Genomic DNA, 24,140 nt, shown 5'->3' with positions numbered 1-24,140 from the left:
TTAAAAAGAAGGTACCCATCCGTTCTAGCAAAACGATCAGTACCCGTCAAAACATTTGTTACATTAAAAAACCTGGAAAGTCTCCGTATTTGTACGTAAGCTCCGTAAAAATACAGGGTCAGGGTTAAGCCTCGCGACGCTGATTGATGCGTTCAATAAAGAAGTCTTCTAACGTCGGGCGTGCGAGCTGCATGGTGACCAATGTGCCGCCCATCCCCCGCAGACTGGACATAAAGTCATGGGGGGCACCGTTGAGGGTGCCGTGCCATAGTCCTTGCTCAAATTGCAGCTGCGTGATCCACTGCTGCAAGATGTTGAGATTGCCGCCGCGCCCCGAAACTTGATACTGGTTCGACTGACCCAGCAGTTCATCCAGCGTGCCTGCGCAGAGCAGCTCACCCTGATCGAGCAAGGCCACGCGATCGCAGATCGTCTCCACATCGGCCAAGACATGACTGTTAAAGAAGATGGTCTTGCCCTTAGCTTTGAGGGCCAAAATCACCTCCCGCACCCGAAAGCGTCCCATGGGGTCAAGCCCCGACATCGGCTCATCTAAAAACACCACCTCGGGGTCATTGATCAGCGCTTGCGCTAACCCTACCCGCTGCAACATGCCTTTGGAATATTTTTTGAGCGGCTTTTTGGCGATCGCTTTAGCATCCAGGCCCACCATGTCCAACAGTTCCGCGATGCGCTGCCGCCGCTGAGTGGCTGACAACCCAAACAAGCCAGCGGTATACGCTAACAGCTCTTCTCCCGTAAGATAGTCATAAAAGTAGGGATTTTCGGGCAGGTAGCCAATGCGATGTTTGACGCCGCGATCGCCGAGGGGATGGCCCAACAACGTGCCGCGACCGCTGGTGGGCCGCACAATACCGAGCAACAGTTTGAGCAGAGTGGTTTTGCCGGCTCCGTTCGGCCCTAACAGGCCAAAGGTTTCCCCCGGTTGCACCGCCAGGTCGCATTGTCTGAGGGGCGTCACCATCTGGTTGAGCCAAAACCCGGTGCGATAGGTCTTGGTGAGCTGATACGTCTCGACCACGGCGGCGGTGGGGGCCGTGGGGGGGGCAACAAAGCTGGGAGCTGAAGCACTCATGGCAGTACCGTTTTATGTCAGGCTGGGACTAAGCAGATGCCACCCAATTGGCGGAGGCACGCCATCCACAGTCGAAAAGCCGTATTTTAGGGTATCGGAAATCGAACCATGATGACTCGTTCTAAAATTGTCGCAATTATTACCGGGGCCTTGTCGCTGTTGCTCGCGATTGGCTACCTATTGCTGGTGCAGTTGCTCGACTTTCGCGGCGAAATGTTGCCCGCGCCAGTGGATGTCGTCGGCTGGTTGAGCTTTTACTAGATAGGTGATTGTCCTGGAACGCTTGCCAACGCTGTTTTTGGCCGCACCCTATGCTGGATCTGAGTAAGTTGGATGAAGAGCTCAGATCTCGAAGACGCCAGTTCGGCTGGAACCCATCTTCATTGATGTCTTGATAGAAAGATGTCTTGTTGAAAGATCAGGGGATAATGCCCTGTCGTCTGGGTGGCGAAGGTCGTTTAAGTCAATGAGTCACAGCCCTCTTGGTATCCCCTGGAAAACGAAAAACTCAACTCCAGGCATGACTCGACAAGTGACTGGCTGACGCCAAAAGCGGCGCATCGGCCTAAATCAAGTCCAGCTCTAGTAATAGTCGCGATCGAGCTCGGTTTCCGGCTCATAGAAATTCGATGGATCGAGCAAAAAGCGCATCACTTCGTCTTCTAGCCGATGGATAAGATAGGGCTCTAAGGCATCAGCATGACGCAATGCGGAAATATACCCTTCAAAGAAGAGGCGCAATTCGTCGGTGCGATAACCCCGATTCCAGTGGTCTACCAGGGCATCCGTAATGCGCTGATAGTACCGAACCGATTTGGCATCTTGAAGCATAACGATGTCGTACTCTCACTTAGGTAACAATTTGCGACGCAGCGTTCCAAAACAAGCAGATTTGTAACAAAAAGTCGTATTCGGCCTTTGCATTACCTACTCTTACTGTACTGAAATTTTGCCCAGGATGCTGACGGCAATCACGACTGGATCGATGCCCTCAGAAAGCGGTGCAGAATTCATGCGTGATCTGGCAGCGGGAATATCGCGTCGCGCAGATAGCTTGGTTCATCTCTTCGACAGAAAAACGAGGGGATTAGATGCAGGGTTTTATAAAATTCAAGTTTTGGGCAGGCATCTTGCCTGCGCCAGGACAGCCGAGACGACTGTTCACACTTAGATTAAATGCCTACTCTTTAAAAATTTTGGGGCACGCGGTACCTGATTGCGGATTGTTGCTGAGCCCGGGGGTTGTGTACATGCCACAGAGTCGACCGAGGATGGCGATCGCTCAACCGCCAACACGAATTTCTATCTACTCTCTGGGAAAAAGGGTGTAGAATTGAAAGGTTGTCAACTTTTTAGCAGTCATGGCGGTTCCCAAGAAGAAAACCTCGAAGGGTCGGCGGGATCAGCGCAAAGCGCATTGGAAGCGTACAGCAGCGCTGCAAGCACAAAAAGCGCTCTCCCAAGGTAAGTCTGTGCTCACAGGTCGTTCCAAAGGTTTTGTCTATCCCACTGATGATGAGGGTGAAGACGACGAAGAGTAGAGACCAGTTGGCTTTGATGTCATCCAATCCAAATTTCAAAACGGGATGTAGCAACGCTGCATCCCGTTTTGTTTTGCTGATCGGCGACAGTTGTTAGCTTTAGGGGCGTTGGGCTTGCCCAAATTCTAAAAGGTCGCCATCGCGGAAGAGGGCACAACGGTAGTTGCTCGCACCCGGCGCTTCAGGATCGAGGCCACCACCGGGATTGGTCGGGACAAAGAGCTGCCACTCGTTCTCGCCTCTGAGATTGGTATAGAAGCTGCCTTCGATATTGTTGTAGGTGCCGTCTGCTTCTGTGACGGGGACACCGTTGATAAAGCTAACGTTGTCTTCGCGATCGTAAATACGGACATACAGGTCACCCCGGCTTGGCGATTCTGGATCCAGATCATCGTCAAGGTTATAGATCTTGATGGCAAAGCTGGGGGTGTCGCAGTAAGCTTCCAGCGTTTCTGCTTGAGCAGGTAGGGTGATCGCCCAAGCGAGCATTCCCCCAAGGCTGATGCCCCAGATCCGGCGATGACAGTGATCATGCAACATAGTTGGCAACCTTCTCTAACTTAGATTGACGGCACTGAGAGACCCCTCAGCGATATTGGGTGCGATCGAGCCATGACTCAAACATCTAATACTGTTGAATACTCGGGTTCGCCTACGCATAAATCTGTCATGGGTCGTCACAAAAATTGACGCAAGCACCCATAGCCGTCGTCGAATTTTGACTGACTGGTAAACGCTGATTTAAACCGTGTTCGATGACGACTGAGAAAATCAAAAAAATCGCGCCATTTCAGAAAGTTGACATAGAATTACGGTCGTATGAGCGCGTTTTCTGAGCCATAGCAGCGGCGTTAACAGTTCCTGTGACCAGAATTCTGCGGGCTAAACGGGCAGTTGAAGATGAGGAGCAACGTAATGCAGTCCCCCCTTATTCTTATTAGTAAAGTTGCCTCGCTAACGCTGGCATCAACTTTGGTAGTGAGTGCCATTGTTGGTGCCGGTGTTGTCAAAGCTGCGAGAGAAATGCCCGAGTCTACACTGCCTGCAAAGCCAGCAAGTGGTGACCAACCCCTTGAGGTGGCACAGTCTCGCGATGTTTTGGCCTACAACACGGGCGAATTCAGTGTGCGGGTGTTTGAAAGAGGCGGTGGTACCTTTATGAACGTCTTTGACAACATTCGAGGGGTGACCCAATTAAATGGAGCTCCGGCTTCTCTGAGTACGGTTCAAGGGCAGGATGCTTACGTCAGTTTTGGCAGCTTTAATGGGCGATCGGTGGAATATGCTTCGCAAGTCTTTGCCAAGCCCCAAGATCCGGCTGGGGGGTTTGCTCGTCTATTTATTCTCGATCAAAGTTTTAGCCCTGGTGGCGAGGTCAGCGTGATTCGCGTGGAAGACGCTGAATTTGTCTCCGTCTTTAATGTGCCGCCAGGCGTTGGTATCGGCACTGGCGGCGGCACTGGGGGCAATATTCAAGACACGCTGCTCTTCTTCGAAACCAACACCTATGCGGTGCGGGTCTTTAATCGCAACGGCCTGCGCTTGATGAATGTCTTTAACCGTCGCACCAGTGCTCAGGAAGTGAATGGGGCACGGGCGAGCCTGGAAAATCCGATCAACCAGTTTGAGCGGACAGTCAGCTATGTGGCGACTGGCGGGCTGACTAATCAGCCGGTGCGTTACTATGCCCGCTACGACTACTGCTCAGAAACTACCTTCTTAGAAACCTACAACGCCAGCGGGGCGCGAATTCTGCGTGAGAACAGTATCGGTAGTGTCCAGAACAATGTTCCGCCTGCCGATTTCCCCGCTAATCAACCTTGTGATGGTCCTCCCAATGGGGGTGATCCTGGCCTCAGTACTAGAGTCCAAGATGCGTATATTGCGGCCGTCTTTGGGGGAGACAGCACCTTGAGAGAAGTGCAGCGCTTTTTCCCAGAAGCCTTTATGGACAGTTCTTCCCGTCAGGGTGATTTCATTAATGCGGGGGCATTCAGCAGTGAAGAAGATGCTTTGATTCGAGTTCTGGAATTGCGGCGCGAGGGCTTTAATACGCGGGTCGTGTTCCGGGACGTGCGCTTCCGCTAGCGTGCCTGGTGTCATAGCGTTGTGCAAATCGCTCTGTTCATCGCTTTGGCAGAAAAACGAGGGGATTAAATTAGGAAGCAGGATTTTAAAAATCCAAGTTTTTTGGAGCAGGCATCGTAAGTGTTTAGCGTGAAGCTCTCCGCCGGGATTCAATCCCCTCCGGGGAGGGGCGTTGGGGTGGGTTGGTGAAGTCATGACTAATTATTTGACCCACCCCGCCCTCCGGGCACTCCTCCATCGGAGGGGATCAGCCATTCCGAACTAAGGCTAAACATGTATCAGGCATCTTGCCTGCCCCGGGACAGCCGAGACGGCTGTCCACACTGAGCCCAAATCCCCATGCTTTAAGCTTTAGGGCGCTCGGCACCTGATTGCGGATTGCTATAGCCCTGGCTGATGGATGGGCGATCGCTCATCCTGCCTTGGGATCAGTGATCTGAGCCTGTGTAATCAGACCTTTAGGTTGTCGGAGAACAATCGTCCGGGAGTCGCTGTCGCCAAATGGCGTCGGCGACTTTAGCAACTTGCACCATTTCGTCGCCGTCGTGGACGCGAATGATATCAGCACCGCCAGCGATCGCGGCGCAGCAGGCGGCCGCCGTGCCCCACACCCGCTGTTGCGGATCGGGTTGGTTGAGCAGCCAGCCAATAAAGCTCTTGCGCGAGGGGCCAATCAAAATCGGGCAGTGCAGTTGCCGTAAGACGGGAATTTGTCGGAGAATTTCTAGGTTTTGTGGATAGGTTTTGGCGAATCCGATGCCGGGATCGATCGCAATTTGATGATGACCGACCCCAGCGGCTTGGGCGGTCTCGATCTGACGTTCTAAAAAGTCATAGATTTCGCCGATGAGATCGGCATAGTCAGTGTGCTGCTGCATTGTGGTGGGAGTACCGCGAATGTGCATCAGAATAATGGGTACCCCAAGGTCGGCCACGGTGGAGAACATGGCCGCATCGAACGTGCCACCGGAAATGTCGTTGACCAAGTCAGCGCCCGCCCGCACTGCGGCTCGTGCCACTGCGGCTTGGGTGGTATCGACCGAAATCACCACTTGCGATAGCTGGGGATCATCACTGGCGCGGATGGCCTCAATCACCGGGATCACCCGCTGCTGCTCGGCTTCGATGGAAATTTGCGCCGCACCAGGACGGGTGGACTGGCCACCAATATCTAAAATATCGACGCCAGCTCGGCAGAGGGCTGCGGCTTGGGCGATCGCCTGCGGCAGGGTCTCAAACTGCCCGCCGTCGCTAAAGCTATCGGGGGTGACGTTGAGCACGCCCATCACATGGGTGCGATCGCCCCAATGAAAATTGCGATCGCGGAGCATCCAAACGGGCATTGCAGCAGTCGTCATGGCAGCGCAAGGAAAAAGACAACACAAGCTAGCTTGCCATAGGCTCACGGCATGGTAGCAATGATTTTTCTTTCCCTGACGACTAAACTAACCAGCCACGGCTCTGTACGAGGCGGTGGTCGGCTCTCTGTTCTTTATGTCGAATGGCGCGTAATGAGCTGCAGGAGCTGGCGACGGGCAACTGGGGTTGCGGCGGGGGCTGGCTTGACCGCTAGGTGGCGATCGCAGCATTCCAGCCCTTTTAACAAGCGATAGAGACGGGCATCGTTAGCCGCCAATGCTGCTGGCAAGCAATCTGATTTCCGCTGACAAGTTTGGCAAAGCATATTTCCACAGGGGGTAAAGCTGAGTTGGCAATGTGGAGTGTGAAGCGAACGCTTGACAGCCTCAACCTAACACATTCGTGAAAGAAATTAGCTCGTCGTGGCATGGGTCAATCGTTCCGCTGTTGTCCATTTCAAAACGTCAAAGTTAGTCACAAAACTCCATCTGTTCAAAATCCATCGAGGGATGGAATCTGGCTAAATCAGATGAGTGATTAATCTGGTTTTACCTACCTTAGATTGACCCATTGCCCCGGAAAATATCCATCGTTTTTATGAAGACTCCGCGAAGACTTTCTATCGCTGGTCAGACCCAGTAATCGCTAAGATTCTTGACAGACAAGCGTTTTGGCCTTGTGAACCTAAAGAAATGTGCGATTATAAAAGTATGGCAAGTCGTTTTACCGCAAAAGTTCAGGAGTGCTAAACCGCTGCATGAATTTGAAATATAAGCTTAAAAATTTCAAATGCTGTGCAGGATTTGTAATCTAGGTGACATTTTTGGCGGATGGACGAAACTGAGTCACTACGTGTTGCAGTTTTTGTTGGCTGTGACTTTGGTGCATGACAATTGTTGGCAGCTAATTTATCGCCCCAATCGACTGTCAGCAATCGGGTGAGTTTTTGCGCCGAAGCTAAGTACTAAAGTTGCGATCGCTCCCTTGCCATATGTTTGTTGCAAAAGGGGGAACTTATGAAACTGTTCACCACCGCTTTATTATCTGTCGCGCTGCCGATCGCGATCGCCGTGCCCACTCAGGCAGAAGACCCAGCTCAGGTTGAGCAACTCTTGACCACTAACGCCTGCTATGGCTGTGATTTGTCGGGCGCAAATTTGTCGCAAGCCCACATCATTGGCGCTGACCTGCGACAGGCGGACTTGACGAATGCCAACTTGACTGAGGCCAATCTGGAAGGGGCCGATCTGGAGGGGGCCAACCTGCGAGGGGCCATTCTCGCCGATGCATTTTTGACCAACGCGAGTTTTCGCAATGCCAATTTGACCAATGTGAATTTGACTGAGGCCAAACTTTACTTTGTCGATGTGGCTGGAGCGACATTGGATAACCTGGATATTACCCGGGCTGAAATTGTCGGGACGCCAATCAGCGTTGGTGGCAGCTACGACCAGTGAAGAGATCTCCAGCCGCAAAACACCTGGCTGCGGAGCATGACGCTGCGCTCATGACACCCGACGAGTGGGAAATTCTTTTCCAGAGATCTCCCAAAGCGACGTGCATGATGAGGGCTGCGTCCAGGCCGGTTGGCACAACTCGGTCGGTGAAGAGCGCCAGATCAAGCGATCGCTGTCAGTGTGCGGTGCATTCCACATCGTTACGGAAGTGATGCTCTCTCGGGAATCGTCGATATACTGGGCGGCAGTCATGGGGCAGTTTTGTCGTGCGATCGCGCTTTTTGCTCAAAAGTTTGCTAACTTTGCGCCCGCGGCGGCGGAGTTGGCTAATAGTCGGATTGACCTATTGCATCGGTAGCGCCACGCTGGTGGGCTCGATGACCAAAGGGGCGATTGCGACTCCCTCGATTTCCCGAACCGCGAGCAGCTATATTTTGCCCATTCCCAAAAGCCGCTTTGCCGATTTGTGGCAGGGATTTTTGCGCGGCAAAGATGCCTTTTGGGCCGAGGTGCAAATTGGCGGCTTTGTGGCCTTAACTGGCGTTGAGCCGCGACGCTCTATCCGCCTGTTAGAAGGGGCCACCTACACGGTCAATCCAGATAACAGCATTACTTTTGTGCTGTCGAATGGGGTAGTAGTGCCGCCGCTGTCTCGTCAGACTTACGACACGATTCGCAGTACGGTGCCGCCCGGTCAACAGTCGGTTTTGGATGACAAGTTTTTTTGGCATTTGCAGCGCAACCCTGCCATTCCGCTCATCGCGGCCGATCTGGGGCGGGGCGAACATGAAGAACTGATCAGCAATAAGGTCTTCGATACGGATGCTTATTACCTGCGCCCATTTTTAGGCCATTTGTTTTGGGCCGCGCAAAAGGCTGATGTCCCCCTGCAAGAACTGATCCCCTTGGTGGAAACTCACCTCACGACGCTGGAGTTTCCCTATTTGCGTGAGCAAGACCTGTATGCGGGCTCGGGTTCGGTGCATTCGTTTTACAAGTATGAGCAGGAGCTGACGAATAAGCAGTATTTGATGCGATCGCTGCTCACGACTCCCGTTGAACCGTGGTTGCGGCTGGAAGCGATCGCCCAGGTGGAAGCCGCAACCACCAAGCAAGACTACACCGACGCCGAATCTACCAGCACCACGGTGTCGCTGGGGCGCTTGCCGTTGCCCACCCCCACCGCCGCCGAAGATACGCCTGCCGTTCACGCGCTGAATATTGCCCACCTGAGCCAGCAGGGAATTTCCCTGTTTCCTGCGGAGCTAGAGCAGGCGGCGCTCGACTATCAGCACCGCTACATCCATCGTCGCAATTTAGAAACCGCCCTCCGCAATCAGCTCACTGCCCTGGCCGCGACCCACGGTGACGATATCTTGGCGGCGATCAACAACTATTACGATCGCGACTTTTGGGTCAGCATTGGCCTCACCGATGAGTTGGGGCGGCGATCGGTGAATCAGATGGACACCTCGCGGATTTTGGGTCTCTTTGCCACCCGCACCGAAGCGATTACTAGCTGGCCTGCGGCTGAGAGCTATCCCGTAGCGCGGCAGCACTTCATTGACTTCTTTCAGAAAAATGCGCCGGGTTTGTCAGAAACCGAACTGCTGACACTACTCTTTTGTGACCAAGCCTTTAATCCGCAATTTTGGCGAGCGCTGAAGCGGCGGCAGCCTGACTTGGTGACTGAAATCAATGCCGTGCAGGCGGCCATTCAGCAATTGGAAACGGGATACACCGACGCCGCCACCCAAGAAGCCGAAGTGTTTCGTCGGTTGCAGCGCCACCAGCTCGATATCTCGACTGAAGCGTTTTCGCTGCTGTCAGTGGCCATGGCCAAACGGCTGAGTGATTTGGTGTATGCCGAATTTCAGCCGAGCGATCGCAAAAGCGTGGAATATTTGGAATTTACTCGGGCGATTTATCCGTTTTTGCGCGACATGCCCGATCTGAATATGCAGTGGGGCAACGGCCACAACATCAAGCGCTATGGCCTCGACAATTATGTGGTGCCCAATCTGATGGCCCTCACCCCCGACGACGCCCCGACCCTCGATGCCATGGGTGATCTCTGGTTCAAAATGGTGTCTAACGGTGACCTCGATCGCTGGGATCGCGACACCTTTATGCAACTGGTGAGCACTGCTTGCAGCCTCTCGTCCAACCAGACTCCGTCGCAACTGCCCGCCCGCCAGCTCGCCCTGCTCCATCTGGTCGAGAAGTATCGGCCCGAACTCAGACGAGTCGCCGGGGCGGATGGGAATGGGGCTCCCGCCGTGCTGCACGGTCTCAATAATCTGGATTTTCGGCTGGCGGGTTGGCCCGAGACGCGCACCCCGACGCCGCCGCGTGTCCGCCGCTTGACCCCGGCTAATTTGCAGCAGATTTTTCCGCACCTCACGCCCGAGGCTGCGGCTAATCTCGCCTGGCGATTTTCGAATAACAGCGGTGAAGTCTCGGTGTCGCTGCCCCTGGTGATGCTGCAAGACCCGCTCTTTGTGCTGCAAGCTGATGGCGCGATCGATCTCCTGTTTGCCGAAGGGGGGCAACAACAGGTGCTGCCCAAGTTTAACCATCACTTTGACTCGATCTACGCACCCGCCTACATGACCCGGGTGGCGGTGCCGCGCCAGGCTGATGCCGCTACCGTCAAGGCGCTCAATCAAGTATTGCTCACGACCCAGGCGATGTATGGCGGTTACACGCCGCCGTATATGACGCTGCCCGCGCCCCTGCAGCCGACCTGGGGCGACTAGTCAGAGACTCACCCGAAACTGAAGAGCAACCCAGAACTAGTGTCTTACCTCAGTTCTGTACTTTGCCGCGATCCTCGGCCCTCACCCCAACCCCTCGCCCAATTTTGGGAAAAGAGCTTTGAAGAGACGGGGTTTGTCGTCCTACTTCCGAGAATTGCCTGCTCCCTCAGGGGACGGGTCCCTGTCGGTTCAATCAGGATGGTCAGGAATTGTCCAAGGGACCCGTCCCCTAGCCCTTTCGCAATCTCTCCCCCTTGACATCGTTCAGAGTGGCGCGATCGCGTCATAGACCGTTGCTCTAAAAACAGACCCGGTCCCTAACACCTCAGCGATCGCCCCTTGTTATCGTTGGGGGTGTTGCGACAGCATCATGGACGATTGGTATGAAGCTGTGAGACGGAACATTGCCGATAGTTATCCGCCCAACGGCTATTCAAAACCGTCAGCCATGAGAGCGTTAGGCATCATGCATGGCCTGAAACAGCCGAGACGGCTGTCCACACTTAATTCAAGTTCCATGCCTTAGTTGACGATGTTCTGGCTAGGGTTGCTTGCAGCAAATCGGGAATGGCAGCGGCGGATACTGGCTGACTAAATAAGTAGCCCTGCATGGCATTACATCCGATCGCCTGCAAAAAAGTCTGTTGCTCGACAGTCTCGACCCCTTCGGCGACGAGGGTCAGGCCCAGGCCATGGCCTAAATTGACGATCGCTCGCACGAGGGCAGCTTCCTTGGTGCCGGGGGCCAGGTGACGAATGAAGGCTCGATCGATCTTCAACTGATGGAGAGGAAACTGTTGCAGGATGGAGAGTGAAGAATATCCCGTCCCAAAATCATCCAGCGCGGTTTGCACCCCCATCTGGCGGAGTTGCTGCAAGATGGCGATTGCCTTCTCCGGATTCGCAATGGCGATCGTTTCCGTGATTTCCACTTCCAGATGTTGGGGGGGCAGGCCAGTTTCCAGCAGTGTGCGTTGAATCAGCCGCGGCAAGTCATGATTTTGAAACTGCTGGGCGGAGAGATTCACCGCTACTCGCACGGGGGGCAGCCCGGCTTGTTGCCAAGCGTAGTTGTGGGTGCAGGCCGTGTGCAAAACCCACTGACTGATGGCGTGAATCTGCCCCGTCTCTTCCGCCAGCGGGATAAATTGTCCGGGCGACAGCAAGCCTCGTTCTGGATGTTGCCAACGCACCAACGCCTCTAGCCCCACAATCTGGCCCGTTTGCAAATCGACCTGTGGTTGGTAATACAGCACCAGTTCATGGCGGCGCAGCGCATGGTGCAAATCATTCGTCAAGACTAATTGATCGAGCGCCGCTTCATTCATCTCAGGGGCATAGAGTTGAAACTGGTTTTTGCCCTGCTGCTTGGCGCGATACATTGCGGTGTCGGCATGTTTTAAGAGGGTTTCAGCATCCTGTCCGTCGTAGGGGGCGATCGCAATGCCCACACTGGTGGTCATGTGCAGATCATGACCGTTACAAGAAAACGGTGTTTGTAATGATTGAATAATCCGTTCTGCAATGTAGGTCGCCTGTTGACCGGAGTGGATCTGCGGCAAAATCACGGTAAATTCATCGCCGCCCCAGCGGGCTACAGTGTCCGTCTGTTTTAGGCTGTGGGTCAGGCGCTGGGCAAACTGTCGCAGCAGCAAATCGCCCGTATCGTGCCCCAGCGAGTCATTAATCACCTTAAAGCGATCCATATCAATGAACATGACTGCCAGCGAAGAGCCGCTCTGGTGGGCACTGGCGAGCGCTAATGCCAGGCGTTCATTAAACAGCAGGCGATTGGGCAAGCCCGTGAGGGGGTCGTGCGAGGCCTGATGTCGCATGGCCTCTTCGATCCGGCGCTGCATGATGGACATGTAAAGGTGGGTGCCGATGGTTTGGGCCAGTTTCAGCTCATGGGGCTGCCAAGCTTGGGCCACCCCCTGACGCACTTCGCGCCAAGCCTCAAAGGAGGCCCGAGGGCGATGGTTGCGAGGGTCTTGGTCGACTCGTCCGGCCCACAAGCGTTCGGTCTCGATTTCGGCACGAAAGATGGTCAGACACCCAATGCATTGATGCCGATAGGCGAGCGGCACGAGCAACAGCGACCGAATCTGGGTGCCCTCAAAGGCGATCGCCAGGTCAGCCAACTCCGACACTTGGTATAAATCGTCAATGCTGTAAATCCGGACGGGGGCATCAGCGGTTTCAAAGACATTGTGATTAGCGGCAGAGAGCGGCGTCAACGGCGTCAAGGCAGGGGGCGATTCGCGTTCAGACGTGGTGATGTCCATCCCCATGGCTTGCTGCCAAAAGGGGCTTTCCTCAAGATCGGCGAGGGTGGGTTGCTCGCCTTGATGGTGCAGGTGGGCGACTTGGCCCGTTGGGGACGCACTGACGTATAGCCTGCCGCCAACACCATTGAGGGTGGCGATCGCCTCCGACAGCACCGACTGATGAATGGTGGCTAAATCCTGAGGTGAATGCAGCCATTGGTTAATGCGGTTGAGGGTGGCTTCTTGCGTCACCTGTTGCCGCATTTGGATGAGTAGATGGGCCTGGGCGATCGCGATCGATAACTGATCAACCAACAGCTGCAAGATCTGTAACTCTAACGGGCTATAGTCACGAGATTCGGTGTGGTGAGCCACCAAGAGGCCCCACAATTGCTGTTGATGCAAAATGGGCAGCACCAGCGACGCACACACTCCCATATTTTGCAGATATTCCACATGGCAAGCATCAACCGGGTGATAGCGAATTTGCTCGATCTCGAGACTGGCCCCGGTGTCCATATTGTCGAGCTGGCTGCAGATTTGTTGCTGAGAGACGACGTCCACCGCGATGCGGGCTCGGGCCTTCACAAATAGCTGCCGCGCCTGCTCAGGAATATCCTCGGCTGGAAAGTTCAGTCCGAGTAGGGTGGGCAGTCGCTCACCATCAATCGACTCCGCCACTACTTCGCCACTGCCATCGGCGTGGAACCGATAAATTTTGACGCGATCGACGTTAATAAAATCGCGGATTTCAACGACTGCCGCCTCTAAGATTTCTCGCAGCTCTAACGAATGACGAATGCGATTGGTCATGCGGTGCAACGCATTTTGCATCTCGAAATCTGGCTGCATATGGGCGGCGATTTTTTTTACACTCATGAAATTAGGTGTGACGCTAATAACGAGAGCTGATCCCGTCTTGATTATTGATGCGCAAAGGTTCTTAACATTCAGGGGCTATCTCTCATTATCTTGCCCAAATGTGACCTACATCACACTAATGCGATTAACTTTATATCCAGGCTGTGGTTTCGATCGCCAGTCCGGCAGCGACTTAGAGCTCAGCTGCGCAGTCTTTCTCCCTGGTATCGATGCTGGCACTTTGGCGCAAGAGAGGCCCGTAAGAGCCGCCAGCTTGATGGAAAGTTTCATGCCTCTAACGAGGATCAAGACAGCAGCCCATGAGTGCAATTCCGTTAGGCGGTGGCACATGAGCAATTCACCAGGGCCGTTAAGGCGATGTTGATGTTGCAGTCTGGATTTCGGGAGAGCGACGATAGTTCCTCAGTTTTTGCGGCCCAAAATTCACCAACCTCGCGGTCTCCCAGTATCTTAGAACTATGGGATATGAGCCACTGCACCACAAATATCGCCCCCAAACCTTTACCGAGTTGGTAGGGCAAGATGCGATCGCCCAAACCTTGAGCCACGCGCTGGAGCAGCAGCGCATTGCCCCAGCGTATTTGTTCTGCGGACCTCGGGGCACGGGCAAAACTTCCAGTGCGCGCATCTTGGCGAAATCGCTCAATTGCCTTACCCAGGGGCAACCCGATCCGCATCCCTGTGGTCAGTGCGATGTGTGTCGGGGCATCAGCAATGGCTCCATTCTCGACATTGTGGAAATTGATGCCGCCAGCAATACGGGCGTCGACAATATTCGTGAACTGATTGAGCGGGCGCAATTTGCTCCGGTGCAGTGCCGCTTTAAGGTCTATGTGATCGACGAGTGTCACATGCTCAGCACGGCGGCGTTTAACGCTTTGCTCAAGACGCTGGAAGAGCCGCCAGAGCACGTGATTTTTGTCTTAGCGACCACGGATCCGCAGCGGGTGCTGCCGACAATTATTTCTCGGTGTCAGCGGTTCGATTTTCGCCGCATTCCCCTAGAGGCGATGGTGAGCCACTTGCAGGCGATCGCTCAGCAGGAGAGCATTGACATCACCGAAGAGGCCGTACGCTTGGTGGCGCAAATTGCCCAGGGCGGCTTGCGCGATGCCCAGAGCTTGCTGGACCAGTTGAGCTTGCTAGCGCCCCCCATCAGCGCGGAGAAGGTGTGGGATTTGGTGGGGGCAGTGCCCGAGCGAGATTTGCTGGAACTGGTGCAGGCGATTGCGACCGATGACGGCGTCACCACCCTCGACACCGTGCGTCGCCTGATGGATCGGGGCCGTGAACCGATGATTGTGCTGCAAAATCTAGCGGGCTTTTATCGCGACCTGATTATTGCCAAAACGGCGGGCGATCGGGCTGACCTGGTGCCGGTGACGCCCCCCACTTGGGCAGCGATGAAAGAGTTTAGTCAGTCGCTGCCGCTGTCGCTACTGCTCACGGGCCAAAAGACCCTGCGGGAAGCCGAGACTCAACTCCGCAATACGACGCAGCCACGCCTCTGGCTAGAAGTGACGCTGATGAATCTGCTGCCGTCGGCCCAGGTTAACGTGAGTCCTGCCACCGGGGTCGGGGCACCTGCCCGTCCACCGTCTCGTCCTCCGGCATCAACCGTCGCGACTCCGTCCCCCCCCGTCCCCCCGTCCCCGACTCCAACGGCCCAACCCGCCGCGCCAACGAGCGCCCCGCCGCCGCCAGTAGCCCCGCCACCTGCCGAGTCTGTTCCCGCTGCTCCTGTCGCGAGTTCGCCCCCCTCGCCTTCTCCGGCCAGTCCGGCCGCGCCAGCTACTCCTGCTCCCGCGCCTGCCGACCATCCTGATCTAGTAGCTTTGTGGGCCCAGGTGATCGCTCAGGTAAAGCCCATGGGCACCCGGGCACTGTTGCAACAGCAAGGCCATTTGATCAATTACGACGGCAAAGCGGCCCGGGTCGGCATCCGGTCAGACAAGCTGCTCAAAATGGCCCAGTCGAAACTGCCTAATATTGAGGCGGCATTTCAGCAGTTGCTCAATCAATCGGTCAAAGTTTCCCTCGAGGTGGCGGGGGCTCCACCCGCCGAGAGTGCTCCGGTGGTGACTCCGGCACCTCCATCGCCGCCGCTCCAGAGCGATCGCTCGTCACCATCACCGCCGCCCGCCGCCCCACCAGAGTCGGCCCCGGCGGCGTCAGAGTCTGCCCCACCATCACCGCCGCCTCCGGCCATCACACGACCAGATCCCCCAGTCGCTCAGCATTGGCAATCGGCTTCTGATTTGGATCGGGCAGTGAAAAGTTTTGCCGAATTTTTCAACGGCCAAATTGTCGATTTATCGGATGAGGCTGATCAAGCGGCAGACAAACAACGCAAGACCAAGGGGAAAGGCAGCTCAAAGCCGTCCTCATCGCCAGGCAAAGATGTGCCTTTTTGACCTCTGGCAAGCCGACGATCGCTAATAGGATGAATAGCCGCTTGCCATCGGATATGGCATTGCGCAGATAGCTTTGTTCATGTCTTTGGCAGAAAACGAGGGGCCGAGGAAGCAGGATTTTATAAAATCTCAGTTTTGTCGCGCAGTCATCTTGCCTGCGCCGGGACAGCCGAGACGGCTGTCCACACTTGGATTCAATACCCATGCTTTAAACTTTGGGCTCTCTGCACCTGACTGCGGATTGCTATATCAACCAAAGGTGCTGCCGTTCCAGCCCCACATGGTCCCGGCGGCATCGGCAAACTCAATGTAGGTGCGACTTTTGGGCACGCCGAGCGTATCTTCAATCTTGGTGCAAAAGTCTGCACTCATCTTTTTTGTTTTTGCACCCATCGTGCCGATACTTTTAATCTCGACATAACAGACCGGTTCGGTCGTACCGGCAAAGGTCATCGGCACATCGCCCTCAAAGGCCGTCATCACATAGGATTCGGGCTTGCCCAGATGAGCGGCGAGGCTGCTCGACAAGTCTTTGAGCATGGCTTCAATTTGGTCCCGCTCGGGAGTCGGCAAGGAGGTCTGGACTTTAATCAGTGGCATAGTTTCCAACGCTCAGACAGTACAGTCTCTATGTAACCAGGGATGCTGAGAATGGAAAAGGGGCATCAGTCGCAGACGCCTGGACTGGCGGCAGAATCCGCGATCGCCGTATCCGGGTTGGCGATCGCCCCACGATAGACACGGTATGGTACTGATGCGCCTGTTGCTGTCAGTCAGCACTTGGCCAGTTTGCCCACTCTCTTTGCGCCATGTCCTCTCAATCCAGTGCTACTGCCTACCAAGCCACCAACAGCAAAACGGGCGGACCATGTCACGGGCTGCGCGGAGCGTTTTTAGATTTTGTGGCTGATCCCTTCTTTACCGACGAGGCCGCGAGTATCCGCTATTTGCCAGATGGTCTGTTGGTGATGGATGCCACTGGCCATATTTGCGACTTTGGCCCCTATGACACCCTGGCCGCACTTTATGGGGACATCCCCGTTGAGGTTTATCGCGATCGCCTCATCATGCCTGGGTTCATCGACACCCACATCCACTTTCCGCAAATTGGCATGATGGCAGCCTACGGCGAGCAACTGTTGGAATGGCTGAATAAATATACGTTCCCGACAGAGCGTAAATTCCAAGATCCAGACTTTGCCCGCGAGATGGCCGATCGCTTTTTGGATGAACTGTTGCGCAACGGCACCACGACGGCTCTGGTATTTGCCGCCGTGTTTCCCCAGTCGGCAGATGCCTTTTTTGCCGCCGCGCAAGCCCGCCACCTGCGCATGATTGCGGGCAAAGTCATGATGGATCGCAATGCGCCCGACTATCTCTGCGACACGCCCGAATCCGCCTATGCCGACAGTAAAGCGCTGATCGAAAAATGGCACCAAACCGATCGCCTGCTGTATGCCGTCACGCCCCGCTTTGCCATCACCTCCACTCCAGAACAGTTGCAAAAAGCGGGACAATTGCTGCGGGAATATCCCGGTGTCTATCTGCACACCCACCTGTCGGAAAATGTGAATGAAGTGGGTTTTGTGCGCGAACTGTTTCCTGACTGTGACTGCTATTTAGACACCTATGATCAAGCGGGACTAGTGGGTGAGAAATCAGTCTTTGCCCACGGTGTCCAGCTAACGGATGAAGAATTTCGGCGGTTGTCAGCGGCACGGGCCGCGATCGCCTTTTGTCCTACATCCAACCTGTTTCTCGGCAGTGGCTTATTCAAACTTGAGCAGGCCAAATCGGCCGATCATCCCGTCAAACTGGGCTTGGGTACTGATGTCGGTGCGGGCACCAGTTTCTCGCTCTTACAAACTGCGAACGAAGCCTATAAAGTGGCGCAGCTGCGCAATCAGCAACTCTCGCCCTTCAAAGCCCTATTTTTAGCCACTTTAGGGGGGGCGCAAGCATTAGGGTTAGCAGACAAAATCGGCAGCTTTGACCCGGGCAAAGAAGCAGATTTCATTGTCCTTAACCCCCAGGCCACTCCCCTGCTGACCTTGCGCAATCCTCAACCCACGGCAAAAACCTTGGCAGACCTGGCTGATTTAGTGTTTTCCCTGGTGATCATGGGCGACGATCGCGCGATCGCCGCCACCTACATCATGGGTCAAAAAAGCTGGCCCACATGACCGTTCTCACATCTTTAACCCCTACGACAATTGGGCAAAAAAAAGGACGTCCAGAGACGCCCTTTTCAGCAGAGGTTTGAGGGTATGGAAACGACTTAACTGTGTCCACCGGAAACAACTGCTAACAAGGTAGACATGTTGGCCGCCAACAGATAAGCAAACGTTGCGCCGCCAATGCCACCAATCAAAAAGCCACCCGCAAATTCACTCCAGCCCTCATCGGTGCTGAGTGCTTCAGGCGGGGTAAACGGTGCAGTGGTTTTCGAAACCGCTGGATTAACGCCTGCACCCGAATAAATCGAGAGGCAAGCCGTCAAAATCACCACCAGGCCAGCAGCGCCCAATAAGCCTGCCAAACCGGGAATATCAGAATCCCGCAGGGGGCCAAGCAGCGCAAACGGACCGTATAGCAAATAGCCATGAGCCATGCCCACTTCTAAGCCGCGACGCTGAGGCGACAGCCCCTTGCGGTAGGCGGGCAAATTCCCAATGAATGCCTTGGTAAAACCAGAGGAATTCAAGGGGGTTTCTAAGTTGCCAATTTGGGGATCCCCCATTGGCTGAATCGCATCGGACATAATTTGAGTTCTCCTACTCTCGAAGATGAACGCAACACAGCAAATAATTCAATACCAGCAATCTTGCCAGCGACAAATGGCTTCAAGCCTAAAGGAAGCAAAGTTAGAACTTGAATAAACGCAGAGCATTACCAAAAAGCCCCACGCTAACTCAAGACAACCTTTTCCTAAGGATGAAGCAGTAAGTCGGGAAAGAAGCGGTTGAATTCGATCAAAATACCCGCTGTGATGACCATCCAAACTGCCGCGAGCACGGGAGCCGTTGATAGATAGGTCAGCAAGTTTTTACTCATGAATGCTCTCCAACAAGTGTGAATGAACGAAATGTCTAACGAGGAGACACAGTGATCTCATCATCCTTAGCGAACATTGCGCCACTGAGCATGTCTTTAACCGCAGCTAAAGGCCAAGCAAAGCCAGAAATCGAGCACTTGACGGCCAAAGGCACGTCGATAATGATCTCTTTTTCTTCGGGGCTTTTTTCATCGCGCACTGCAATCAGATAAGCGCGACCCACCCAGCCAATCCAGCCAGCGATGTACAAGAACAGCAGACTCGGAATGATGAATTCGCCCAGATGAGCCAAGTCGCCATCCACAATCAAGTGGGGCAGGCCATCTTCGCCGCAGAGCAAACTAGAGTTGCCATAAAACTCGAATCGAGCTTTGGCTTGGTCAGTGGTGGCGTTAGCGGCACGCTGCTGGAAGGCAGCATTTTCGCCACAGGGGGTCAGGCCAGACACGTTGTCACCTGCGATGCTCGCAGATGCAGGCATTGCAAAGCCGAACCAGAGTGAAATTACTAGAGCCAGTGCAAACAACCGTCGCATACAGTGGTTTCCCTTTATTACGCAAAGGTCAAAGTTTTGAAGTCAAAACGTTAAGTTATTTGTAGGCGTTTTGCCTAACAATTGGAGGCCATAATACCTCGCCCCCGAGACCCGGTAAAGCAAAGCTGGGAAGGGGTTTACATCTCTCAAAGTTTTATGCTGCGTTTTGTAAATGAAGACAGTCTTAGCCTTAGAAACCAGTTGTGATGAAACGGCGGCAGCGGTGGTGCGCGATCGCACTGTGCTCAGCAATATCGTCGCGTCACAAATCGACATCCATCGGCGTTATGGCGGGGTGGTGCCCGAGGTCGCCTCCCGCGCCCATGTCGAAAATTTGGGTGCGGTGGTGGCGGCCGCACTGCAGGATGCGGATGTGACTTGGGCGGACATTGATGGCGTGGCGGCGACCTGTGCGCCGGGCCTGGTGGGCGCGTTGATGGTCGGCGTGACTGCGGGTAAAACTCTGGCTATGCTTCACAGCAAACCCTTCCTTGGCATTCACCATTTAGAAGGGCACATTTATGCGTCTTACCTCAGTCAGCGAGCGTTACAGCCGCCGTATCTGTGTTTGCTCGTTTCTGGCGGGCACACCAGCCTGATTCACGTCCAAGACTGTGGGCAATACGAACTACTGGGCAAAACCCGTGATGATGCGGCGGGTGAAGCCTTTGACAAAGTGGCGCGCCTGTTGGACTTGGGCTATCCCGGTGGTCCGGTCATCGACAAATTAGCCGCCCAGGGCGATCCCACGGCTTTTAAACTGCCTGAGGGGAATATTTCCTTGCCGGGCGGAGGTGTCCATCCCTATGACTCCAGCTTTAGCGGGTTGAAAACAGCGGTGCTGCGGTTGGTACAGTCGCTCCAAGATGACGGTATCGACCCGATGCCAGTGAATGATTTGTGTGCCAGCTTTCAAGAGACGGTCGCCAAGGGCCTGACGAAGCGCACGATTCGCTGTGCGCAAGATTATGGTCTAACCACGATCGCTGTGGGGGGCGGCGTTGCGGCGAATAGCGGTCTCCGTCAGCATCTTTCGGCTGCTGCCGCCGAGCAGGGTCTTCAGGTGCTTTTTCCGCCGTTGAAATACTGCACCGATAACGCGGCGATGATTGGCTGTGCCGCAGCGGATCACCTGGCCCGCGGCCATCAGTCAGACTTCAAACTGGGGACGCGATCGCGGATGGATTTGGCTGAGGTCATGACGCTATACGCCTAAAAAAATCCCCACCGGAGCACGACCAGTGGGGCACAGTTAAGCAGGAGAGGAGACCACGTAAACAGAAGCTTGCGGGGGCATCTTCAATCTATGGGTGCTTTGACGCGATGCCTGGGTGTTCAGTTCCCCAGCCCGGTACGAATGGCGATCGTGCGTTTCCGAAAAGTCGCTCAGGCGAATTGTGTGGCTCCGTGGTGGGGCCTGTGAGTAGTATTAAGCCACTGGCCGGGCCTGCCCCCCCTCACTCTTGATGAGAGTGAGGGGGGGCAGGCCGCCCGAGTGCAGTGAGACGTGATATGTGAGCGATCGCGATGAAACCTGGCAGCAAGTACTATCCCCTTTATCAGCGACTCGCTCAATTGCCAGACGACACCTGCACTTTCACGATGGATGAGTTGGAGGCTTGTATCGAGAGCAAGTTACCGCCCACGGCACGTCAAAAGAGCGCTTGGTGGGCGAATCGCAGCAAAGGTGCCAGCCAGTCTCAAGCGTGGGTTCAAGCGGGCTATCACGTGGATACGGTGGATTTTGAGCAGCAGCGGGTCGTCTTCAAAAAGTTTCAAACTGAGTACAAGATTCAGCGAGAAGACGGGGCAATTAAGTGGGATCAAGCCGCGATTCGAGCGCTACGCTTGCACATGAACTTGACTCAGTCGCAATTTGCTGAAGCCATGGGGGTTCGTCGTCAAACTATCAGCGAATGGGAAAATGGCGTATACGCGCCCGATCGCTCCACAATGAAACACCTGGGCCTAGTGGCCAAAACTTCAGCCTTTGACCCGACTGATTCGTATCAACCGCCCACAGCTGAGTGAGCTGATCAGTCAAGTAACGCATCGGTGAGATCTGCCCCCCGCAAGTTAGCGACGGACAAATCGCAATCTCGCAGGTCTGCGCCGCTGAGATTCGCGTTTTGAAAATTGGCGCCTTCCAAATTTGCCGATCGCAAATTCGCATTTTGCAAGTCAGCGCCGACGAGTTGCGCGTCGGTGAGGTTGGCGTTGCTCAGGTCGGCATTGCCCAATTGGGTCTCGTTGAGCGTGACTTCCGTCAGATTAGCCGACTTGAGATTAGCGTCTCGCAGGTCGGCCCCGGTTAAATCCACGGGGGCAGCAGCACCTAGCCCTTCAGGATTAGTTGATAGCGGTTGGTTAGAGATGGAAATGCGATATTTGCGGCCCAGACTCTGATTTTGTAAGTTGATGCCCCGCAGATCGCATTGCTGGCACGATCGCTCCACTTCAATGCGATACATATCTTGGGTACGCTGGTTACAGCCCAACGCGACGATACTTAACCCAAGCGCCGCGATCGCAAGTCCCCGCTGGCAAATAGTCATGGCGCTTTGATATAACTTTCAAGCTAAATGCAATTGGGTTGATCCTAACCGATGGGGGCGATCGCCTGCCGCCATGTCCTGTGCCCCGTTACGTTTCCTGATTCCCCGGGTCGCTGACGCAATGTTAATCACTGCTGGAGATTGTTATGAAACAAACCCGTCTTGCTGACCTGGCTACCCAGGGCGTTTCTCATAATGCCGCTATTCGCAAAAAAGTCATGTTGCAATTGGGCGATTTGCCCCATCTCACGCAATTTGCCCAGGCTCAGTTTCCGCCAGGGGCGATCGCCGGTGCTCACCACCACGATGACCTGCACGAAGTCTTTTTCGTGGAGTCAGGCACTGGGAAAATCGTCATCAACGGCCAGTCTCATGACCTCATACCCGGTGTTTGCGTCGCGGTGGCTCCCGGCGAAACCCATGAAGTCTGCAATACCGGTTCAGAAGTATTGACGCTCACTTACTTTGGCATCCGTGCCGCGTCTGCCTAAGGAATCAGGATTTTATAAACTCTCGGCTTTGTCGGATAGGCATCCTGCCTGTTCCTAAACAGCCGAGACGGCTGTCCACACTTAATTACATCCCTATTCCTGAACCGACGATCGGTCGCAGTAGTCAGCTAACGCTAGATCTCTTCCATCGGCATCAAAAAGCAGCCGGCAATGCGCCAGTCTTTTGATGGTTGCTGCTGCATCAGATAGACGGCCTTCACGATTTCGCCCGTTTGCGCCATTAAATAAACAGTTTGGGCAGGCATGCCCTGCATTTCGTTCAGCTCCCCAAACAAAACACTGCGGGGACGATAAACGGCTTGATAAGAGCCGCGCACCATGCGCATGAAATTGCCCACACTCTTAAACTGTTGCCGAATGGTCGGTGCCGCATAGAGAAAGGCTTGAATGCCGTCGTCCGCTTTGAAGGCTTCAATTTGAGCAATAATAATTCGGCGAATGGCTTCTTTATCGGTGTTGGTGATTTCGTTGGACATCAAAGGTTTAGCTCCCTGACCGCACCATCAAGCATGATATGTAGGTTATTAAGATCCAGTCTGTCGCGTAGATATCACCTGCAGCGGATCTATGTTTTAGCATGAGGTTTGCTTTCTTAAACATGCCCATTATCGACGTTGCAGCACTCAAAAAAGTTTACCCGATCGCGATCAAAGAGCCGGGTCTTAAGGGCACCCTCAACCACTTCTTTCGCCGCCAATATCGCAACGTCGAAGCGGTGCGTCAGGTTTCATTTCAAATTGAACCGGGAGAGGTCGTGGGGTTTCTCGGCCCCAACGGGGCAGGTAAGACGACCACGCTGAAGATGCTTACGGGGCTAATCCATCCGACGAGTGGGGTCGTTAAGGTCGCTGGACAGGTGCCGTTTCGACGCGCTCCCGACTTTTTGCAGCAGATCACCCTGGTGATGGGCCAAAAGCAGCAATTACTTTGGGATTTGCCCGCGATGGATTCGCTGCGGATTAACGGGGCGATTTATGGATTGAGCGATCGCACGTTTCGCGATCGCGTGTCTGAACTGGCCACCATGCTCGACATTGCCGACAAACTCAAACAGCCCGTCCGTAAGCTGTCCCTGGGCGAACGGATGAAGGCGGAAATGCTGGCAGCGTTAATCCACCAGCCTAAAGTCCTGTTTTTGGATGAACCGACCCTTGGGCTAGATGTCAACGCGCAGGTGGCCGTGCGGGAGTTTTTGAAAGAATATAACCGTCGCTATGAGGCGACCATTTTGCTCACCAGTCACTACATGGCGGATATCACAGCGTTATGCGATCGCGTGCTGCTGATTTACCAGGGGGAGTTGATTTACGATGGCGGTCTCGATGGGTTGCTCAACCGCTTTGCCCCCTATCGTGAGGTCAAAGTCGAACTGGCCCAGGATGCCGATGTGGGGAAACTGGCGCAATATGGCGAAGTCGAAACCTTGGCGGGCTGCACGGCCAGTCTGATTGTGCAGCGGGCTGATTTAACCGAAACGGTGTCACGCATGTTGGCCGATCTTCCCGTACAAGACTTGACCGTGACCGATCCCCCGATTGAAGAGGTGATTGGCCGGGTCTTTCAAGCTGGGGCGGTGGCCTGAGCGGGACACACGGCCTCACAGCAAGGTTTTGAGGCAGG

The 24,140-nt window shown here is 54.6% G+C and carries 24 protein-coding genes; 12 read left to right on the top strand and 12 right to left on the bottom strand.

Annotation, left to right across the window (positions count from 1 at the left end; all coding sequences use genetic code 11):
* Window positions 1-124: 124 nt before the first annotated feature.
* A complete protein-coding gene (locus DYY88_RS18900; protein ID WP_039725429.1) occupies window positions 125-1,096 on the bottom strand; it encodes an ABC transporter ATP-binding protein in 972 nt (323 codons plus the stop codon).
* Between the two features lie 108 nt (window positions 1,097-1,204).
* Here DYY88_RS18900 and DYY88_RS24300 point away from each other — a divergent pair, with 108 nt between their 5' ends.
* Complete coding sequence (locus tag DYY88_RS24300; RefSeq protein WP_160299501.1) at window positions 1,205-1,357, top strand: hypothetical protein; 153 nt, start codon at window positions 1,205-1,207, stop codon at window positions 1,355-1,357.
* A 321-nt stretch (window positions 1,358-1,678) separates the two neighbouring features.
* Here DYY88_RS24300 and DYY88_RS18895 read toward each other — a convergent pair whose 3' ends face one another.
* Window positions 1,679-1,927: a DUF6761 family protein gene (locus DYY88_RS18895; protein ID WP_039725428.1), complete on the bottom strand. Its 249-nt coding sequence runs from the start codon at window positions 1,925-1,927 to the stop codon at window positions 1,679-1,681.
* Between the two features lie 530 nt (window positions 1,928-2,457).
* Between DYY88_RS18895 and rpmF the strand changes: the two genes are divergently transcribed.
* The gene (rpmF, locus tag DYY88_RS18890; protein ID WP_039725427.1) at window positions 2,458-2,637 is read left to right on the top strand and encodes a 50S ribosomal protein L32; all 180 of its coding nucleotides are present in this window, start codon (window positions 2,458-2,460) and stop codon (window positions 2,635-2,637) included.
* A gap of 99 nt (window positions 2,638-2,736) precedes the next feature.
* Here the strand turns inward: rpmF and DYY88_RS18885 are convergent, their stop codons facing one another.
* On the bottom strand, window positions 2,737-3,177 hold the full coding sequence (locus tag DYY88_RS18885; RefSeq protein WP_039725426.1) for a hypothetical protein: 441 nt from the start codon (window positions 3,175-3,177) through the stop codon (window positions 2,737-2,739).
* A gap of 483 nt (window positions 3,178-3,660) precedes the next feature.
* On the opposite strand from DYY88_RS18885, the gene DYY88_RS18880 reads away from it, so the two are divergent.
* On the top strand, window positions 3,661-4,725 hold the full coding sequence (locus tag DYY88_RS18880) for a hypothetical protein (protein ID WP_039725425.1): 1,065 nt from the start codon (window positions 3,661-3,663) through the stop codon (window positions 4,723-4,725).
* Between the two features lie 458 nt (window positions 4,726-5,183).
* Here DYY88_RS18880 and folP read toward each other — a convergent pair whose 3' ends face one another.
* Both folP and DYY88_RS18870 read right to left on the bottom strand, forming a co-directional pair.
* The gene (folP, locus tag DYY88_RS18875) at window positions 5,184-6,083 is read right to left on the bottom strand and encodes a dihydropteroate synthase (protein WP_039725424.1); all 900 of its coding nucleotides are present in this window, start codon (window positions 6,081-6,083) and stop codon (window positions 5,184-5,186) included.
* Between the two features lie 134 nt (window positions 6,084-6,217).
* Entirely contained in the window at window positions 6,218-6,373 is a 156-nt protein-coding gene (locus DYY88_RS18870) for a hypothetical protein (protein WP_201278925.1), read from the bottom strand.
* Window positions 6,374-7,100: 727 nt separating this feature from the next.
* Here DYY88_RS18870 and DYY88_RS18865 point away from each other — a divergent pair.
* The 3 genes from DYY88_RS18865 (at window position 7,101) to DYY88_RS18855 (ending at window position 10,300) form a co-directional block, all read left to right on the top strand.
* Window positions 7,101-7,541, top strand: a complete 441-nt coding sequence (locus DYY88_RS18865; RefSeq protein WP_039725423.1) for a pentapeptide repeat-containing protein — start codon at window positions 7,101-7,103, stop codon at window positions 7,539-7,541.
* A gap of 64 nt (window positions 7,542-7,605) precedes the next feature.
* Complete coding sequence (locus DYY88_RS18860) at window positions 7,606-7,899, top strand: hypothetical protein (protein ID WP_039725422.1); 294 nt, start codon at window positions 7,606-7,608, stop codon at window positions 7,897-7,899.
* Window positions 7,880-10,300, top strand: coding sequence for a hypothetical protein (locus DYY88_RS18855; RefSeq protein ID WP_039725421.1), 2,421 nt, complete (start codon window positions 7,880-7,882; stop codon window positions 10,298-10,300). The genes DYY88_RS18860 and DYY88_RS18855 overlap by 20 nt, the downstream gene beginning before the upstream one ends.
* Window positions 10,301-10,803: 503 nt before the next feature.
* Here DYY88_RS18855 and DYY88_RS18850 read toward each other — a convergent pair.
* Window positions 10,804-13,446, bottom strand: coding sequence for a bifunctional diguanylate cyclase/phosphodiesterase (locus tag DYY88_RS18850; RefSeq protein ID WP_039725420.1), 2,643 nt, complete (start codon window positions 13,444-13,446; stop codon window positions 10,804-10,806).
* Between the two features lie 461 nt (window positions 13,447-13,907).
* Between DYY88_RS18850 and DYY88_RS18845 the strand changes: the two genes are divergently transcribed.
* Window positions 13,908-15,863 (top strand): DNA polymerase III subunit gamma/tau, encoded by a 1,956-nt coding sequence (locus DYY88_RS18845; protein ID WP_063776156.1) that lies wholly within the window; start codon window positions 13,908-13,910, stop codon window positions 15,861-15,863.
* Window positions 15,864-16,112: 249 nt separating this feature from the next.
* Here DYY88_RS18845 and DYY88_RS18840 read toward each other — a convergent pair whose 3' ends face one another.
* Window positions 16,113-16,463 carry a phenylpyruvate tautomerase MIF-related protein gene (locus DYY88_RS18840; RefSeq protein WP_039725419.1) on the bottom strand — a complete coding sequence of 117 codons (351 nt, stop codon included), beginning with the start codon at window positions 16,461-16,463 and terminating at the stop codon, window positions 16,113-16,115.
* Window positions 16,464-16,672: 209 nt separating this feature from the next.
* Here DYY88_RS18840 and guaD point away from each other — a divergent pair, with 209 nt between their 5' ends.
* Window positions 16,673-18,046 (top strand): guanine deaminase, encoded by a 1,374-nt coding sequence (gene guaD / locus DYY88_RS18835; protein ID WP_084606956.1) that lies wholly within the window; start codon window positions 16,673-16,675, stop codon window positions 18,044-18,046.
* A 95-nt stretch (window positions 18,047-18,141) separates the two neighbouring features.
* Here guaD and DYY88_RS18830 read toward each other — a convergent pair whose 3' ends face one another.
* From DYY88_RS18830 to DYY88_RS18820, 3 genes are all read right to left on the bottom strand, one after another.
* Window positions 18,142-18,624 (bottom strand): photosystem I reaction center subunit XI, encoded by a 483-nt coding sequence (locus DYY88_RS18830; protein ID WP_039725418.1) that lies wholly within the window; start codon window positions 18,622-18,624, stop codon window positions 18,142-18,144.
* Window positions 18,625-18,791: 167 nt separating this feature from the next.
* Window positions 18,792-18,917, bottom strand: coding sequence for a photosystem I reaction center subunit IX (gene psaJ / locus DYY88_RS18825; RefSeq protein WP_063776155.1), 126 nt, complete (start codon window positions 18,915-18,917; stop codon window positions 18,792-18,794).
* Window positions 18,918-18,952: 35 nt separating this feature from the next.
* On the bottom strand, window positions 18,953-19,399 hold the full coding sequence (locus DYY88_RS18820; RefSeq protein ID WP_437438591.1) for a Photosystem I reaction center subunit III: 447 nt from the start codon (window positions 19,397-19,399) through the stop codon (window positions 18,953-18,955).
* A gap of 226 nt (window positions 19,400-19,625) precedes the next feature.
* On the opposite strand from DYY88_RS18820, the gene tsaD reads away from it, so the two are divergent.
* The gene (gene tsaD / locus DYY88_RS18815; RefSeq protein WP_039725416.1) at window positions 19,626-20,669 is read left to right on the top strand and encodes a tRNA (adenosine(37)-N6)-threonylcarbamoyltransferase complex transferase subunit TsaD; all 1,044 of its coding nucleotides are present in this window, start codon (window positions 19,626-19,628) and stop codon (window positions 20,667-20,669) included.
* A 311-nt stretch (window positions 20,670-20,980) separates the two neighbouring features.
* Window positions 20,981-21,484: a helix-turn-helix transcriptional regulator gene (locus DYY88_RS18810; protein WP_039725415.1), complete on the top strand. Its 504-nt coding sequence runs from the start codon at window positions 20,981-20,983 to the stop codon at window positions 21,482-21,484.
* 5 nt (window positions 21,485-21,489) lie between these two features.
* On the opposite strand, the gene DYY88_RS18805 is transcribed toward DYY88_RS18810, so the two are convergent.
* Window positions 21,490-22,008, bottom strand: a complete 519-nt coding sequence (locus DYY88_RS18805) for a pentapeptide repeat-containing protein (RefSeq protein ID WP_044150948.1) — start codon at window positions 22,006-22,008, stop codon at window positions 21,490-21,492.
* 146 nt (window positions 22,009-22,154) lie between these two features.
* On the opposite strand from DYY88_RS18805, the gene DYY88_RS18800 reads away from it, so the two are divergent.
* Window positions 22,155-22,499, top strand: coding sequence for a cupin domain-containing protein (locus DYY88_RS18800; protein ID WP_039725414.1), 345 nt, complete (start codon window positions 22,155-22,157; stop codon window positions 22,497-22,499).
* Between the two features lie 134 nt (window positions 22,500-22,633).
* On the opposite strand, the gene DYY88_RS18795 is transcribed toward DYY88_RS18800, so the two are convergent.
* On the bottom strand, window positions 22,634-22,996 hold the full coding sequence (locus tag DYY88_RS18795; RefSeq protein WP_039725413.1) for a DUF4864 domain-containing protein: 363 nt from the start codon (window positions 22,994-22,996) through the stop codon (window positions 22,634-22,636).
* Between the two features lie 122 nt (window positions 22,997-23,118).
* Here DYY88_RS18795 and DYY88_RS18790 point away from each other — a divergent pair, with 122 nt between their 5' ends.
* Window positions 23,119-24,102, top strand: coding sequence for an ABC transporter ATP-binding protein (locus DYY88_RS18790; protein WP_039725412.1), 984 nt, complete (start codon window positions 23,119-23,121; stop codon window positions 24,100-24,102).
* Window positions 24,103-24,140 lie beyond the last annotated feature (38 nt).

The organism is Leptolyngbya iicbica LK, assembly GCF_004212215.1.
GTDB classification, from domain to species: Bacteria; Cyanobacteriota; Cyanobacteriia; order Phormidesmidales; family Phormidesmidaceae; genus Halomicronema; species Halomicronema iicbica.
Note: the sequence above shows the minus strand (reverse complement) of the source record. Positions and strands in the feature narration are given on the sequence as shown.